Raw genomic sequence first — 14,711 nt, 5'->3', positions numbered from 1 at the left:
TGCGGCGCGCACTGGTCAGGTACTCACCACCCAGGGAGTGACGACCCCCAGCAAAGCTGGCCCAAAAGCCCCTGGCGGTCGGCTGCCGAGTATAGACAGTTAGGTTACTAATGACAACGCGTTCACCTTCCACTGATGGCGCATTGCACAACAGCGGCAAAAGGCGTAAACGGCAGGCAATTTCGACGAAAAAGTCCGGTTAAAGCCTTCTGGAGCAAGACTTTAGGCAAATTGACATTCGGATTTATCTCACTATAGTGGTGCGGGCCCTGCGTGGGGGGTCTGTCTGATGATTCCAAGCATTAATAGGAGGCCACATGGCTGACAAAAAAGCGCAGTTGATCATCGAGGGCGCAGCCCCCGTCGAGCTGCCCATTTTAACCGGCACCGTTGGTCCCGATGTAATCGACGTTCGCGGCCTGACGGCCACGGGCCGCTTCACCTTCGATCCAGGGTTCATGTCGACCGCCTCGTGCGAGTCGAAGATCACCTATATCGACGGCGACAACGGCATCCTGCTGCACCGCGGCTACCCGATCGAGCAACTGGCTGAAAAATCGGACTACCTGGAAACCTGCTACCTGCTGCTCAACGGCGAGCTCCCGACCGCAGAACAAAAGGCCCAGTTCGTCAGCACCGTGAAAAACCACACCATGGTTCACGAGCAGTTGAAGTCCTTCTTCAACGGCTTCCGTCGCGACGCCCACCCGATGGCCGTCATGTGCGGCGTTGTCGGCGCCCTCTCGGCCTTCTACCACGACTCCCTGGACATCAATAACCCCCAGCATCGCGAAATCTCCGCGATCCGCCTGGTGGCGAAGATGCCGACCCTCGCGGCGATGGTCTACAAGTACTCCATGGGCCAGCCCATGATGTACCCGCGCAACGACCTGTCGTACGCGGAAAACTTCCTGCACATGATGTTCAACACCCCGTGCGAGATCAAACCGATCAGCCCGGTGCTCGCCAAGGCCATGGACCGGATCTTCATCCTCCATGCCGACCACGAGCAGAACGCCTCCACGTCCACCGTGCGCCTGGCCGGCTCGTCGGGTGCCAACCCGTTCGCCTGCATCGCTGCCGGTATCGCGGCACTCTGGGGCCCGGCCCACGGCGGTGCCAACGAAGCGGTACTGACCATGCTCGATGAAATCGGTGATGTCTCGAACATCGACAAGTTCATCGCCAAGGCCAAGGACAAGAACGATCCGTTCAAGCTGATGGGCTTCGGTCACCGGGTCTACAAGAACCGCGACCCGCGCGCCACCGTCATGAAGCAGACCTGCGACGAAGTGCTCAAGGAACTGGGGATCAAGAACGATCCGCAACTCGAACTGGCCATGCGCCTGGAAGAGATCGCCCTTACCGATCCGTACTTCATCGAACGCTCCCTGTACCCGAACGTCGACTTCTACTCGGGGATCATCCTCAAGGCGATCGGCATTCCAACCAGCATGTTCACCGTGATCTTCGCCCTGGCGCGGACCGTCGGCTGGATCTCCCACTGGAAGGAAATGCTCTCCAGCCCGTACAAGATCGGCCGCCCACGCCAGTTGTACACCGGCTACGAGTCGCGTGACATCACCAAACTGGAAGATCGCAAGTAAGTCCTTGCCATAACGCCTCAAGCCGCACCGGAACGGCCCCCGCATCTTATATAAGAGCGGGGGCCGTTTTGTTTGCCCCCCTCCCCCTGTAGTGACCATTTTGACGCCATCGTGAGCAGGCTCGCACACAGGGGATCTGTGCCAGACGCAAAGCCAACAGACACCAGGCACTACTGTGGGAGCGGGCTTGCTCGCGAAAGCAGTGGATCAGCTTGCATCGATGGTGTTTATGCCGCCGTCATCGCGAGCAGGGCTCGCACACATTGGAATGCGGTCACCTGTGGGAGCGAGCCTGCTCGCGATGACGCCAGACCTGATTCCCCTTTCTCCCGGGCACAAAAAAATACCCCAGCCTCTCGACCGGGGTATTTCTTCAAACGCGACGCTTGCTACTTATCGCCTCAGTGATTAACCGCCCCACTCGCCCCCAGGCCAGTCTGCGAACGCACGAACTGCGGGAAGAACAGCGCCCGCTCGCTCTCGGCTTCAGCCGACTTGTCGGTGATGGAGAAGAACCAGATACCGACGAAGGCAATGGCCATCGAGAACAACGCAGGATACTCATACGGGTAGATCGGCTTCTCGTGACCCATGATCTGTACCCAGATGGTTGGGCCGAGGATCATCAGGCCCACGGCGCTGACCAGGCCCAGCCAGCCACCAATCATGGCGCCGCGGGTGGTCAGTTTCTTCCAGTACATCGAAAGCAGCAGCACCGGGAAGTTGCAGCTCGCCGCGATGGAGAACGCCAGGCCCACCATGAACGCGATATTCTGCTTCTCGAACAGGATGCCCAGGCCGATCGCCAGCACCGCCAGAGCGATGGTGGTGATCTTCGAGACACGGATCTCGTCCTTCTCGTTGGCCTTGCCTTTCTTGATCACACTGGCATACAGGTCATGGGATACCGCCGAAGCACCAGCCAGGGTCAGGCCTGCCACAACCGCCAGGATGGTGGCAAACGCCACGGCCGAGATGAAGCCCAGGAAGACACTGCCGCCGACGGCGTTGGCCAGATGCACCGCCGCCATGTTGTTACCGCCCAGCAAGGCACCTGCCGCGTCCTTGAAGGCCGGGTTGGTGCTGACCAGCAAGATCGCGCCGAAGCCGATGATAAAGGTCAGGATGTAGAAGTAACCGATGAAGCCAGTGGCATACAGCACGCTCTTGCGAGCTTCCTTGGCGTCACTCACAGTGAAGAAGCGCATCAGGATGTGTGGCAGGCCAGCGGTACCGAACATCAGCGCCAGGCCCAGGGAGAAGGCCGAGACCGGATCCTTCACCAGACCGCCGGGGCTCATGATCGCCTCGCCTTTCGGGTGAACCTTGACCGCTTCTGCAAACAGCATGTTGAAGTCGAAGTTGACGTGCTTCATGACCATCAACGCCATGAACGTAGCACCCGACAGCAACAGCACTGCCTTGATGATCTGTACCCAGGTGGTCGCCAGCATGCCACCGAACAGCACATAGAGGCACATCAGGATACCCACCAGCACCACCGCAACGTGGTAGTCCAGGCCAAACAGCAACTGGATCAGCTTGCCGGCGCCGACCATCTGCGCGATCAGGTAGAACGCTACCACCACCAGCGAACCACTGGCGGACAAGGTACGGATCTGCTTTTGCCCAAGGCGATAGGACGCCACGTCGGCAAAGGTGTATTTACCCAGGTTACGCAGGCGCTCGGCGATCAGGAACAGAATGATCGGCCAGCCCACCAGGAAACCGATGGAGTAGATCAGGCCGTCGTAGCCGGAAGCGAACACCAGCGCGGAAATACCCAGGAAGGACGCCGCCGACATGTAGTCACCGGCAATGGCCAGGCCGTTCTGGAAGCCGGTGATCCGTCCACCCGCCGCATAGTAGTCACTGGCCGACTTGCTCCGCTTGGACGCCCAGTAGGTGATGCACAGGGTCAAGCCGACAAATCCCACGAACATGATAATGGCGGAGACGTTGAGGGGTTGTTTCTCCACAGCCCCGGTCAGGGCCTCAGCCGCCCAGGCACCCGGGGCGAACGCTGCGATGCTCAATAGAGCCAATAGACGCCGGATCATTGTTGAGCCTCCTTGAGAATCGCATTGTTCAGCTCATCGAACTCGCCATTGGCGCGTCGCACATAGATGGCGGTCAGGATGAACGCCGAGACAATCAGGCCGACACCAATGGGGATACCCCAGGTCATCGTCGACTCGGGCGTGATCTTGGCCCCGAGAATGTGCGGCCCGTAGGCGATCAGAAGAATGAATCCGGAGTACAGCCCTAGCATGATCGCCGAAAGAATCCAGGCGAACCTTTCTCTTTTTCTCACCAGCTCCTTGAAGCGCGGGCTGTTTTGAATCGAGAGGTAAATGCTGTCGTTCATTGTTTTTATCCTCGCAGCACAATTTAAGATGGAACGACTCTACTCTATGCGGCTCAAGGCGAGGTTCCAGACGACCTTAGTATTAGAACGACATGACGGTTTTGCCAGTTTTCAGCAAAAACTGTCTCCACCACCTCTCCCTTGTGGGAGCGAGCCTCTGTGGGAGCAAGGCTTGCCCGCGACAGCATCGCTCCGGCATCAAGACCAACCGAGGCGCCTGCATCGCGGGCAAGCCTTGCTCCCACAGGTATGTGTGGAGGATTCGAGTATTGCGTATCAAAAAAAAAACCGCATGACACGACGTCATGCGGCTTTCGGGATTACCGGATCAGGCAGATTACTTGCCAGTCCACTCCTTCACGCGGTCAGGGTGCTTGGCGACCCAGTCTTCGGCAGCAGCTTCAGGCTTGGCGCCCTCTTGGATAGCCAGCATGACTTCGCCGATCTCGTCTTTCGAGGACCATTGGAATTTCTTCAGGAACTCAGCGACTTCCGGCGCTTTGGTCGCCAATTCCTTGCTGCCGATGCTGTTCACGGTTTCAGCCGCGCCGTAGACGCCTTTCGGGTCTTCCAGGAAGCGCAGTTTCCACTTGGCGAACATCCAGTGCGGCACCCAACCGGTAACGGCGATGGATTCGTTCTTTTTCTCGGCACGGGTCAGCTCGGCAATCATGCCGGCGCCGGAACTGGCCTTGAGTTGATAACCGGTCAGGTCGTAGTCCTTGATCGCCTGCTCAGTCTTGAGCATCACACCTGAACCTGCGTCGATGCCAACAATGCGATTCTTGAAGCTTTCATCGGTTTTGAGATCAGCCACGGACTGAGCCTTGACGTACTCGGGCACGATCAGGCCGATTTTTGCATCTTTGAAGTTCGGGCCGTAATCGACCACCTGATCCTTGTTCTTCGCCCAATAATCGCCGTGAGTTACCGGCAGCCAGGCCGAGAGCATTGCATCGAGCTTGCCGGTGGCCACGCCCTGCCACATGATCCCGGTCGCCACCGCTTGCAGCTTCACGTCATAACCGAGCTTCTTCTTGATGACTTCCGCCGCCACGTGAGTGGTCGCGACGCTGTCGGACCAGCCGTCAACATAGCCGATGCTCACGGTTTTGGTTTCGGCGCTGGCCAGTGTGGAGCTGATCGCCAGTACCAGTGCGGCACCTGCGCCCATGAGTCGTCGCATCTTCATCGTGTACTTCCCCGAAAGTGCTGCGCCCGACGGATGCCGAGCGACGTCAACGTATTTGTTATGGTGCTCAGCGCCCCCATCACGCTCGCCTGCCAAACCGATTCGAACATCAGTGGAGTGCTGATGTAACGATCATCAACCCGCGCCGATCTGGAACCTGATCTGTCAGCGACATCGAAACAGCGAGGAGCGACATCAGAACGCCATCCACGACAAGTGTAGGCAACTAGCCATTAACCGCCCACACCGTGTATCGTCCCGTTGCCATTGTCCCTTGCTCAAACCTGTTTCGTGTCGATCATGGCACTTGGTTTCGCTTCAGTGGTCATAGCCTGCGAACCTCATTCGGCACCATCCTCTAAGGGATCCAGTCATGCTCCGTTCCTTGCGCTTCGCTGCCCTCATCGGCGGCCTTATCCTGAGTGCGTCCGTGCTGGCGGTGGATATCGACGCCGCCAGCTATGGCTACCCCTTGACCAACCCGTTCGAGGCAACCATCGCGACCACCCCGCCTGACCTGCGACCCGAGCTGCCCTTGATCGAGGACATCAACCAGGCGGACCACAGCGTCACCCTTCGCCCGGAACGCGAGTTCATTCTGCCGGACAACTTCTGGCCGGTGAAAAGCCTTACCTACCGCATGGCCACCCAGGACAAGCCGGCCCCGCTGATCTTCCTGATCGCCGGTACCGGTGCACGGTACGACAGCAGCCTCAACGAATACCTCAAGCGGCTCTATTACAAGGCCGGCTACCACGTGGTGCAGTTGTCATCGCCCACCAGTTTCGACTTCATGAGCGCCGCCTCGCGCTTCGCCACGCCGGGCATCACCAAGGAAGACGCCGAAGACATGTACCGGGTCATGCAAGCGGTGCGCGCGCAGAACCCGAAGCTGCCGGTGACCGAGTACTACCTCACCGGCTACAGCCTTGGCGCGCTGGATGCCGCCTTCGTCGCGCACCTGGACGAAACCCGCCGCAGCTTCAACTTCAAGAAAGTCCTGTTGCTGAACCCGCCGGTCAACCTCTACACCTCGGTCACCAACCTGGACAAACTGGTCCAGACCCAGGTCAAGGGCATCAACAACACCACGACTTTCTATGAGCTGGTGCTGAACAAGCTGACCCGCTACTTTCAGCAAAAAGGCTACATCGACCTCAACGATGCCCTCCTTTATGACTTCCAGCAGTCCAAGCAACACCTGAGCAACGAGCAGATGGCGATGCTGATCGGCACGTCATTCCGGTTCTCGGCAGCCGACATCGCATTCACCTCAGACCTGATCAACCGTCGCGGCCTGATCACCCCGCCCAAGTTCCCGATCACCGAAAGCACCAGCCTGACGCCATTTCTCAAGCGTGCGCTGCAATGCGATTTCGACTGCTACCTGACTGAACAAGTGATCCCGATGTGGCGCGCGCGGACCGACGGCGGCAGCCTGCTGCAACTGGTCGACCAGGTCAGTCTCTACGCCCTGAAGGATTACCTGCATGAAAGCTCGAAGATTGCCGTGATGCACAACGCCGACGACGTCATCCTCGGCCCCGGCGACCTGGGCTTCCTGCGCAAGACCTTTGGCGACCGCCTGACGGTGTATCCACTGGGCGGCCACTGCGGCAACCTCAATTACCGCGTCAACAGCGACGCCATGCTGGAGTTCTTCCGTGGCTAAATACCTCCTGCTTATCGCGGCGTTAATGGGTGCGGGCGTGGTTCACGCCGATGACCAGGCCACCGTGGACCCCGACGGTTTCAAGGAGCCGCTGGCCAAACTCAAGTTCAATCCGGGCCTGGACCAACGCGAATTCGAGCGCTCGACCCTCAACGCGCTGAATGTCTATGACCCACTCGAGTCCTGGAACCGTCGCGTCTATCACTTCAATTACCGTTTCGACCAATGGGTGTTCCTGCCCGTGGTCGATGGCTACCGCTACGTCACCCCGAGTTTCGTGCGCACCGGCGTCAGCAACTTCTTCAATAACCTGGGCGATGTACCGAACCTGATGAACAGCCTGCTGCAATTCAAGGGCAAGCGCTCGATGGAGACCACGGCGCGGCTGCTGCTCAACACCACGATCGGCGTCGCCGGCCTGTGGGATCCCGCCACCGCCATGGGCCTGCCGCGCCAGAGCGAAGACTTCGGCCAGACCCTGGGCTTCTATGGCGTACCCGCCGGTGCCTATTTCGTGCTGCCGATCTTCGGTCCTTCCAACCTGCGGGATACCTCAGGGTTGCTGGTGGACTACACGGCCGAGTCGGAGATCAACTTCCTGAACGTCTCGGAAGTCAGTGCCAACCACCCGGAACTGCTGCTCCTGCGCGGCGTGGACAAGCGCTACCAGACCACCTTCCGCTATGGCCAACTGAACTCGCCGTTCGAGTATGAAAAGGTGCGCTACGTGTACACGGAGTCGCGCAAGTTGCAGATTGCCGAGTAACAGTCGGCCAAGTGAGATCCCCTGTGGGAGCGAGCCTGCTCGCGATGAGGGCCTGACATTCAACATTTATGTTGCCTGACAGAGCGCTATCGCGAGCAGGCTCGCTCCCACAGGGGTTCCGGGTTGTCAGGTTCAGCCTTTCAGCGCCTTCCAGACCTTGCCCACCACCATCACCCCGGCCAGCACCACCGCCCCGGCCACGATCCCCGCCACCGCATTGAGCAATATCGGCACGATGAACCCGGCCCCGCCGGCACTCGCCGCCGCGGCCTCGATCCAGTGATGCACCACCGGCACGCCATGGGTGAGGATGCCGCCGCCCACCAGAAACATCGCTGCCGTACCGATCACGGACAGGCCTTTCATCATGTAAGGGGCAGCACGCAGGATGGCCCCACCGATGCTTCTGGCAACCTGTCCCGGTTTCTGTGTCAGCCACAGCCCCAGGTCATCGAGCTTGACGATCCCGGCCACCAGACCGTAGACACCGACGGTCATGACCACAGCGATGCCCGACAGCACGATCACCTGTTGGGTCAACGGTGCATCGGCGACAGTGCCGAGGGTGATGGCGATGATCTCCGCCGACAGGATGAAATCGGTACGTACCGCGCCCTTGATCTTGTCCTTCTCAAAAGCCACCAGGTCCACTGCCGGATCGGCCACGGCCTCGACCAACTGCGCATGCTCGGCCTGGTCTTCGGCCGGACTGTGGAGGAACTTGTGGGCGAGTTTTTCGAATCCCTCGAAACACAGGTAGGCGCCACCCACCATCAACAGCGGCGTCACCAGCCACGGCACGAAGGCACTGATAGCCAGGGCCGACGGCACCAGGATCAGCTTGTTGATAAAAGAGCCCTTCGCCACGGCCCAAACCACCGGCAGCTCTCGCTCGGCCCGCACGCCGGACACCTGCTGGGCGTTGAGCGCCAGATCGTCGCCGAGCACGCCGGCGGTTTTCTTCGCGGCCATCTTGGTCATCAGCGCAACATCGTCGAGCACGGTGGCGATGTCGTCGATCAACACCAGCAAACTGCTTCCGGCCATGGTGGGACTCCTTGAATAATAATGCCGCGCAGCATACCGCGAGCCGCCGTGCCACGGGGCATTCTTGAGCGTCGCGCGAGGCCGGTGCTACCATGCGCCACCGCCAGAACAGGCAAGGAACCCCTGGGTTTATGAGCACTATCCGCGAGCGCAACAAAGAACTCATCCTGCGTGCCGCCAGCGAAGAATTTGCCGACAAGGGCTTCGCAGCGACCAAGACCAGCGACATCGCGGCCAAGGCGGGCCTGCCCAAACCCAACGTCTACTACTACTTCAAATCCAAGGAAAACCTCTACCGCGAGGTCCTGGAAAGCATTATCGAGCCGATCCTCCAGGCCTCGACCCCGTTCAACGCCGACGGCTTGCCCGGCGAGGTGCTGAGCCATTACATCCGTTCCAAGATCCGCATTTCCCGCGACCTGCCCTTCGCCTCGAAGGTCTTCGCCAGCGAGATCATGCACGGCGCCCCCCACCTGAGCCCCGACCTGGTGGAACAACTCAACGCCCAGGCCCGGCACAACATCGACTGTATCCAGACCTGGATCGACCGAGGCCAGATCGCTCCCATCGACCCCAACCACCTGATGTTCAGCATCTGGGCCGCCACCCAGACCTATGCCGATTTCGACTGGCAGATCACCGCCGTCACCGGCAAGGCAAAGCTGGATGAAGCCGATTATGAAGCAGCGGCGCAGACGATTATCCGGTTGGTGTTGAAAGGGTGTGAGTTGGATCGCCAGGCTTAGCATCGAGTCGCCTTTATCGCGAGCAGGCTCGCTCCCACAGGGTCTGGCTGTATGACTGCTTTCCTTGTGGGAGCGAGCCTGCTCGCGATGGAGGCGACTCAATTCCAAATCAGACCCAGATCGCATCCCACAGCGGATAATCGCCAAACCGCTTGACCAATCCGGCCCGCAATGGGTTGGCCACGACATACCGCGCGAGCTTGACCAAGTCATCTTCCCGCCGCAGTGCCCGGTCATGAAAACCTGGCTGCCAAAGGCAGAGTTTACGATCAAGACGCAGGTTCACTGACTTGGTACTCAATGATTTTGTTCGTTGCATCAAGCCATCTAACGACCCCTTGCGTAATTCGATCAACCAATGGAAGTGATCCGGCATGACGACCCATGCCAATGAGTTGGCGAGGCCCAGATCCTCGGCTTTTCGAAACTGCTCGACAACCAATCTCCCCAGACCAAAATCGCTGAAGATCGGCATTCGGTCGGAGGTGTTGGTGGTTAATAGGTAGATCCGGCTGGACTCAGTACAGCGGCCAATGCGTAGTCGGCGCGAAGCAGGTAGATCAGGCATTCCGTGCCCCTTTGTTATCGAACTCCGGACAAGGCTAGACCTTCAAATACCTGAATGTGGGGCCAGACCATAGCAGGATGTGTCTACAAAATTGTCATCGCGAGCAGGCTCGCTCCCACAGGGGATTTGCGGTGTTCACACATTTTGTATCCACCCATCGAAACCTGTGGGAGCGAGCCTGCTCGCGATAGCGATAGGTCAGTCAATACAGAATCAAGCAACCCCCCCCGCATCCGCCCATAACCCCACAGCCTCCACAGCCCTGACAGCCACCTGCTCATCGACATCCGATAGATCGCCGCTGATCCCAACCGCACCCAACACCAGCCCCGCCTGATCCTTGATCAACACCCCACCCGGAACCGGCACGACGCTGCCCTGCCCCAGGCTGTTCAATGCAGCGATGAAGGCCGGGCGTTGTTGGGCGTCCTGGGCCAGCAGGCGTGAGCCTTTGCCCAGGGCGATGGCGCCCCAGGCCTTGCCGATGGCGATCTGCGGCCGGAGCAGGCTGGCGCCGTCCTCGCGCTGCAGGGCAATCAGGTGCCCGCCGCTGTCGAGGACCGCGACGGTCAGGGGTGCAGCGTTGATTTCACGGCCCGCGACAAGGGCCTGCCCCGCCAGGTTGACGGCGACATTCAAGGTTAGAGCGCTCATGGATGCTGTCCTTCTTCTGTTGTTGGAAAGCCTTCTGGGTTTCACCTTCGGCAAACCCTCACACAACAAATAGAGCACAATTGAATTTATTTTTGTATACAATAATTCTCGTAAAATCCTAGACAGGACAAAAAGCCATAGGATTATCGGCCTTCTGACGAATGGGACAGGCACCAGAGGAAAAGGATTGACCTGCACCATTCGCCATGAATAAACTCGCCGAAAAGCCACTTGTATACAATTACAAAACGTAAGAGGCACAAAACCATGAGCAAAATGAGAGCAATCGAAGCCGCCGTTCTGGTGATGCGCCGTGAAGGCGTGGACACCGCCTTCGGTATTCCGGGTGCCGCGATCAACCCGCTGTATTCCGCCCTACAGAAAGTGGGTGGCATCGATCATGTCCTCGCGCGCCACGTTGAAGGTGCCTCGCACATGGCTGAGGGCTACACCCGTACCAAAGCCGGTAACATTGGCGTCTGCATCGGCACGTCGGGCCCGGCCGGCACCGACATGGTCACCGGGCTCTACAGTGCCTCGGCCGATTCGATCCCGATCCTGTGCATCACCGGGCAAGCCCCCCGCGCCCGTATGCACAAGGAAGACTTCCAGGCAGTGGACATCACCAGCATCGTCAAGCCGGTGACCAAATGGGCCACCACTGTCCTGGAGCCGGGCCAGGTGCCCTATGCGTTTCAGAAAGCGTTCTTCGAGATGCGCTCCGGCCGCCCCGGCCCGGTATTGATCGACCTGCCCTTTGATGTACAGATGGCCGAGATCGAATTCGACATCGACACCTACCAGCCACTGCCGCTGGCCAAACCCGCGGCCAACCGTGCGCAGGTCGAGAAAGCCCTGGCGATGCTCGATCAGGCCGAACGCCCTTTGCTCGTGGCCGGTGGAGGTATCATCAACGCCGATGCCAGCGAGCTGCTGGTGGAGTTCGCCGAGCTGACTGGCATCCCGGTGATTCCCACGCTGATGGGCTGGGGCACGATCCCGGACGACCACCCGCTGATGGTCGGTATGGTCGGCCTGCAGACTTCCCACCGCTACGGCAACGCGACACTGCTCAAGTCGGACCTGGTGCTGGGCGTCGGTAACCGCTGGGCCAACCGTCACACCGGTTCGGTGGATGTCTACACCGAAGGCCGCCAGTTCATTCATGTGGACATCGAACCGACCCAGATCGGCCGTGTGTTCACCCCGGACCTGGGCATCGTCTCCGACGCCGCCTCGGCGCTGACAGCGTTCATCGAAGTCGCCCGTGAATGGCAGGCCGCCGGCAAACTGAAGAACCGCAGCGCCTGGTTGCAGGACTGCCAACAACGCAAGGCCAGCCTGCAGCGCAAGACGCACTTTGACAACGTGCCGGTCAAGCCCCAGCGCGTGTACGAAGAAATGAACCAGGTGTTCGGCAAGGACACCTGCTATGTCAGCACCATCGGCCTGTCGCAGATCGCCGGCGCGCAGTTCCTGCACGTCTACAAGCCGCGTCACTGGATCAACTGCGGCCAGGCCGGTCCGCTGGGCTGGACCATTCCGGCCGCGCTGGGGGTGGTCAAGGCCGACCCGAGTCGCAAGGTCGTGGCTTTGTCGGGCGACTACGACTTCCAGTTCATGATCGAAGAGCTGGCGGTAGGTGCGCAGTTCAAGCTGCCGTACATCCACGTCGTGGTGAACAACTCCTACCTGGGCCTGATTCGCCAGGCACAGCGCGGATTCGACATGGACTACTGCGTGCAGCTGTCCTTCGACAACCTCAACGCGCCGGAACTCAACGGTTATGGGGTGGACCACATCGCCGTCGCCGAGGGCCTGGGCTGCAAGGCGCTGCGCGTGTTCGAGCCGTCCGCCATCCAGCCGGCACTGCGCAAGGCCCAGGAAATGATCGAGGAGTTCAAGGTGCCGGTGATCGTCGAGGTCATTCTGGAACGGGTGACCAATATTTCCATGGGTACCGAGATCAACGCCGTCAACGAATTCGAAGACCTGGCATTGGTGGGCAACGACGCGCCGACGGCCATTTCGTTGCTCGATTGACCGCCGTGGGAGCAAGGCTTGCCCGCGATGGAAGCGCCTCGGTTCATCTTGATACCGAGGCGATGTGATCGCGGGCAAGCCTTGCTCCCACAGAAGTCCGCCCCACAAGGGCTTCAGAATATTCATAGGAGACTGTCATGCCGCGTTTCGCCGCCAACCTGTCCATGCTGTTTACCGAACAGGATTTTCTCGCCCGTTTCGAAGCGGCCGCCAAGGCCGGCTTCAGTGGTGTCGAGTACCTGTTCCCCTACGACTACAGCTCCGCCGAAATCAAGGCCCTGCTTGATGCCAATGGCCTGACCCAGGTGCTGTTCAACCTGCCGGCCGGTGACTGGGCCAAGGGCGAGCGTGGCATTGCCTGCCTGCCGGACCGGGTCGAGGAGTTCCGTGCCGGCGTCGACCTGGCGATTGCCTACGCTCAGGTGCTGGGCAACACCCAGGTCAACTGTCTGGCCGGGATTTGCCCGCACAATTGCGACGAAGCCCTGGTGCGCAAAACCTTCGTTGCCAACCTGAAGTATGCCGCCGAGAAGCTGCAAGCCAAGGGCATCAAGTTGGTGATGGAGGCCATCAACACCCGTGACATCCCCGGCTTCTACCTGAACAACACCGCCCAGGCCCTGTCGATCCGCGAGCAGGTGGGCAGCGCCAACCTGTTCCTGCAGTACGACATCTACCACATGCAGATCATGGAAGGTGACCTGGCCCGGACCCTGTCGGCGCACCTGGGCGAGATCAACCACGTGCAACTGGCGGACAACCCGGGACGCAACGAGCCGGGCACCGGCGAGATCAACTATCGCTTCCTGTTCGAACACCTGGACCGCATCGGCTACCAGGGTTGGGTCGGCTGCGAATACAAGCCGTTGACCACCACCGAAGCGGGCCTGAACTGGCTGAAAACCCATAACGCGATCTGAAATGCACTCCTGTGGGAGCGGGCCCGTGTGGGAGCAAAGCTTGCCCGCGATGTAGGCGCCTCGGTTCATCCAGGTACCGAGCCGATGTTATCGCGGGCAAGCCTTGCTCCCACAGAAGCTCGCTCCCACATAAAAGCAGTTCTCCATTTGCCTGAAGCAGCAACAAACAAGAGGATTCTCCCATGGCTAAAATCGGATTCATCGGCACCGGCATCATGGGTCACCCCATGGCACTGAACCTGCAAAAGGCCGGGCACAGCCTGTTCCTGTCCCAACATCACGACCCGGCTCCCGCCGATCTTCTGGCCGGTGGCGCGGTGGCCCTGGCCAATCCGAAGGAAGTCGCCCAGGAAGCCGAATTCATCATCGTCATGGTCCCGGACACGCCCCAGGTCGACGACGTGCTGTTCCGTGCCGATGGCGTCGCGGCGGGTGTGGGCGCGGGCAAGGTGGTGATCGACATGAGCTCGATCTCCCCGACCGCCACCAAGGCGTTCGCGGCGAAGATCAATGAAAAAGGCGCGCAGTATCTCGATGCCCCGGTGTCCGGTGGCGAAGTCGGCGCCAAGGCGGCGACCCTGAGCATCATGGTCGGTGGTGACAGCAGCGCTTTTGAACGCGCCCTGCCGCTGTTCCAGGCCATGGGCAAGAACATCACCCTGGTGGGCAGCAACGGCGACGGCCAGACCGCCAAGGTCGCCAACCAGATCATCGTCGCGCTGAACATCCAGGCCGTGGCCGAAGCCCTGCTGTTCGCGTCGAAGAACGGTGCCGATCCGGCCAAGGTCCGCGAAGCGCTGATGGGTGGTTTTGCTTCGTCGAAGATCCTGGAAGTGCACGGCGAGCGCATGATCAAAGGCACCTTCGATCCAGGTTTCCGCATCAGCCTGCACCAGAAGGACCTGAATCTGGCCCTGCAAGGTGCACGGGAACTGAACATCAACCTGCCCAACACCGCCAACGCCCAGCAAGTGTTCAGCACCTGCGCGGCCATCGGCGGCAGCAACTGGGATCACTCGGCGTTGATCAAGGGCCTGGAGCACATGGCGAATTTCTCGATTCGCGATAACTGAGCCCGGTGTTTCCCTGTGGGAGCGAGCCTGCTCGCGATGGCTGTTTCACAGTCGA

Annotated in this window: 13 protein-coding genes; 7 read left to right on the top strand and 6 right to left on the bottom strand. The window is 59.9% G+C overall.

The genetic code is table 11. The features are described 5' to 3' along the window. The first annotated feature begins 317 nt into the window (after positions 1 to 317). Positions 318 to 1,607 carry a citrate synthase gene (gltA, locus tag AD665_RS02045; RefSeq protein ID WP_024780621.1) on the top strand — a complete coding sequence of 430 codons (1,290 nt, stop codon included), beginning with the start codon at positions 318 to 320 and terminating at the stop codon, positions 1,605 to 1,607. Between the two features lie 401 nt (positions 1,608 to 2,008). On the opposite strand, the gene AD665_RS02040 is transcribed toward gltA, so the two are convergent. The 3 genes from AD665_RS02040 to AD665_RS02030 form a co-directional block, all read right to left on the bottom strand. After that, a complete protein-coding gene (locus tag AD665_RS02040) occupies positions 2,009 to 3,667 on the bottom strand; it encodes a cation acetate symporter (RefSeq protein WP_024780622.1) in 1,659 nt (552 codons plus the stop codon). After that, on the bottom strand, positions 3,664 to 3,975 hold the full coding sequence (locus AD665_RS02035) for a DUF485 domain-containing protein (RefSeq protein WP_024780623.1): 312 nt from the start codon (positions 3,973 to 3,975) through the stop codon (positions 3,664 to 3,666). The genes AD665_RS02040 and AD665_RS02035 overlap by 4 nt, the downstream gene beginning before the upstream one ends. 337 nt (positions 3,976 to 4,312) lie before the next feature. Then, complete coding sequence (locus AD665_RS02030) at positions 4,313 to 5,167, bottom strand: glycine betaine ABC transporter substrate-binding protein (protein ID WP_024780624.1); 855 nt, start codon at positions 5,165 to 5,167, stop codon at positions 4,313 to 4,315. Positions 5,168 to 5,540: 373 nt separating this feature from the next. Here AD665_RS02030 and AD665_RS02025 point away from each other — a divergent pair, with 373 nt between their 5' ends. Further along, positions 5,541 to 6,839, top strand: coding sequence for an alpha/beta fold hydrolase (locus AD665_RS02025; protein ID WP_024780625.1), 1,299 nt, complete (start codon positions 5,541 to 5,543; stop codon positions 6,837 to 6,839). A gap of 25 nt (positions 6,840 to 6,864) precedes the next feature. Next, positions 6,865 to 7,605, top strand: a complete 741-nt coding sequence (locus AD665_RS02020) for an MlaA family lipoprotein (RefSeq protein ID WP_231995053.1) — start codon at positions 6,865 to 6,867, stop codon at positions 7,603 to 7,605. Positions 7,606 to 7,737: 132 nt separating this feature from the next. On the opposite strand, the gene AD665_RS02015 is transcribed toward AD665_RS02020, so the two are convergent. Beyond that, complete coding sequence (locus AD665_RS02015) at positions 7,738 to 8,652, bottom strand: DUF808 domain-containing protein (RefSeq protein ID WP_053190675.1); 915 nt, start codon at positions 8,650 to 8,652, stop codon at positions 7,738 to 7,740. Between the two features lie 131 nt (positions 8,653 to 8,783). Between AD665_RS02015 and AD665_RS02010 the strand changes: the two genes are divergently transcribed. Next, a complete protein-coding gene (locus AD665_RS02010) occupies positions 8,784 to 9,398 on the top strand; it encodes a TetR/AcrR family transcriptional regulator (RefSeq protein WP_024780628.1) in 615 nt (204 codons plus the stop codon). A 109-nt stretch (positions 9,399 to 9,507) separates the two neighbouring features. Here the strand turns inward: AD665_RS02010 and AD665_RS02005 are convergent, their stop codons facing one another. Together AD665_RS02005 and AD665_RS02000 are read right to left on the bottom strand one after the other, a co-directional pair. Further along, positions 9,508 to 9,966, bottom strand: coding sequence for an REP-associated tyrosine transposase (locus AD665_RS02005; RefSeq protein WP_024780629.1), 459 nt, complete (start codon positions 9,964 to 9,966; stop codon positions 9,508 to 9,510). Positions 9,967 to 10,179: 213 nt separating this feature from the next. After that, positions 10,180 to 10,620, bottom strand: a complete 441-nt coding sequence (locus AD665_RS02000) for a GlcG/HbpS family heme-binding protein (RefSeq protein ID WP_053190672.1) — start codon at positions 10,618 to 10,620, stop codon at positions 10,180 to 10,182. Positions 10,621 to 10,887: 267 nt separating this feature from the next. Here AD665_RS02000 and gcl point away from each other — a divergent pair, with 267 nt between their 5' ends. The 3 genes from gcl (at position 10,888) to AD665_RS01985 (ending at position 14,656) form a co-directional block, all read left to right on the top strand. Next, on the top strand, positions 10,888 to 12,663 hold the full coding sequence (gene gcl / locus AD665_RS01995; protein WP_053190669.1) for a glyoxylate carboligase: 1,776 nt from the start codon (positions 10,888 to 10,890) through the stop codon (positions 12,661 to 12,663). A 137-nt stretch (positions 12,664 to 12,800) separates the two neighbouring features. Continuing rightward, a complete protein-coding gene (gene hyi / locus AD665_RS01990; protein WP_024780632.1) occupies positions 12,801 to 13,583 on the top strand; it encodes a hydroxypyruvate isomerase in 783 nt (260 codons plus the stop codon). Between the two features lie 182 nt (positions 13,584 to 13,765). Then, a complete protein-coding gene (locus AD665_RS01985) occupies positions 13,766 to 14,656 on the top strand; it encodes a 2-hydroxy-3-oxopropionate reductase (RefSeq protein ID WP_024780633.1) in 891 nt (296 codons plus the stop codon). Positions 14,657 to 14,711 lie beyond the last annotated feature (55 nt).

Origin of the sequence: Pseudomonas corrugata (genome assembly GCF_001269905.1) — a bacterium.
GTDB lineage: Bacteria > Pseudomonadota > Gammaproteobacteria > Pseudomonadales > Pseudomonadaceae > Aquipseudomonas > Aquipseudomonas corrugata.
The sequence above is the reverse complement of the archived record's forward strand: the minus strand, read 5'-3'. Positions and strand labels throughout refer to the sequence as shown.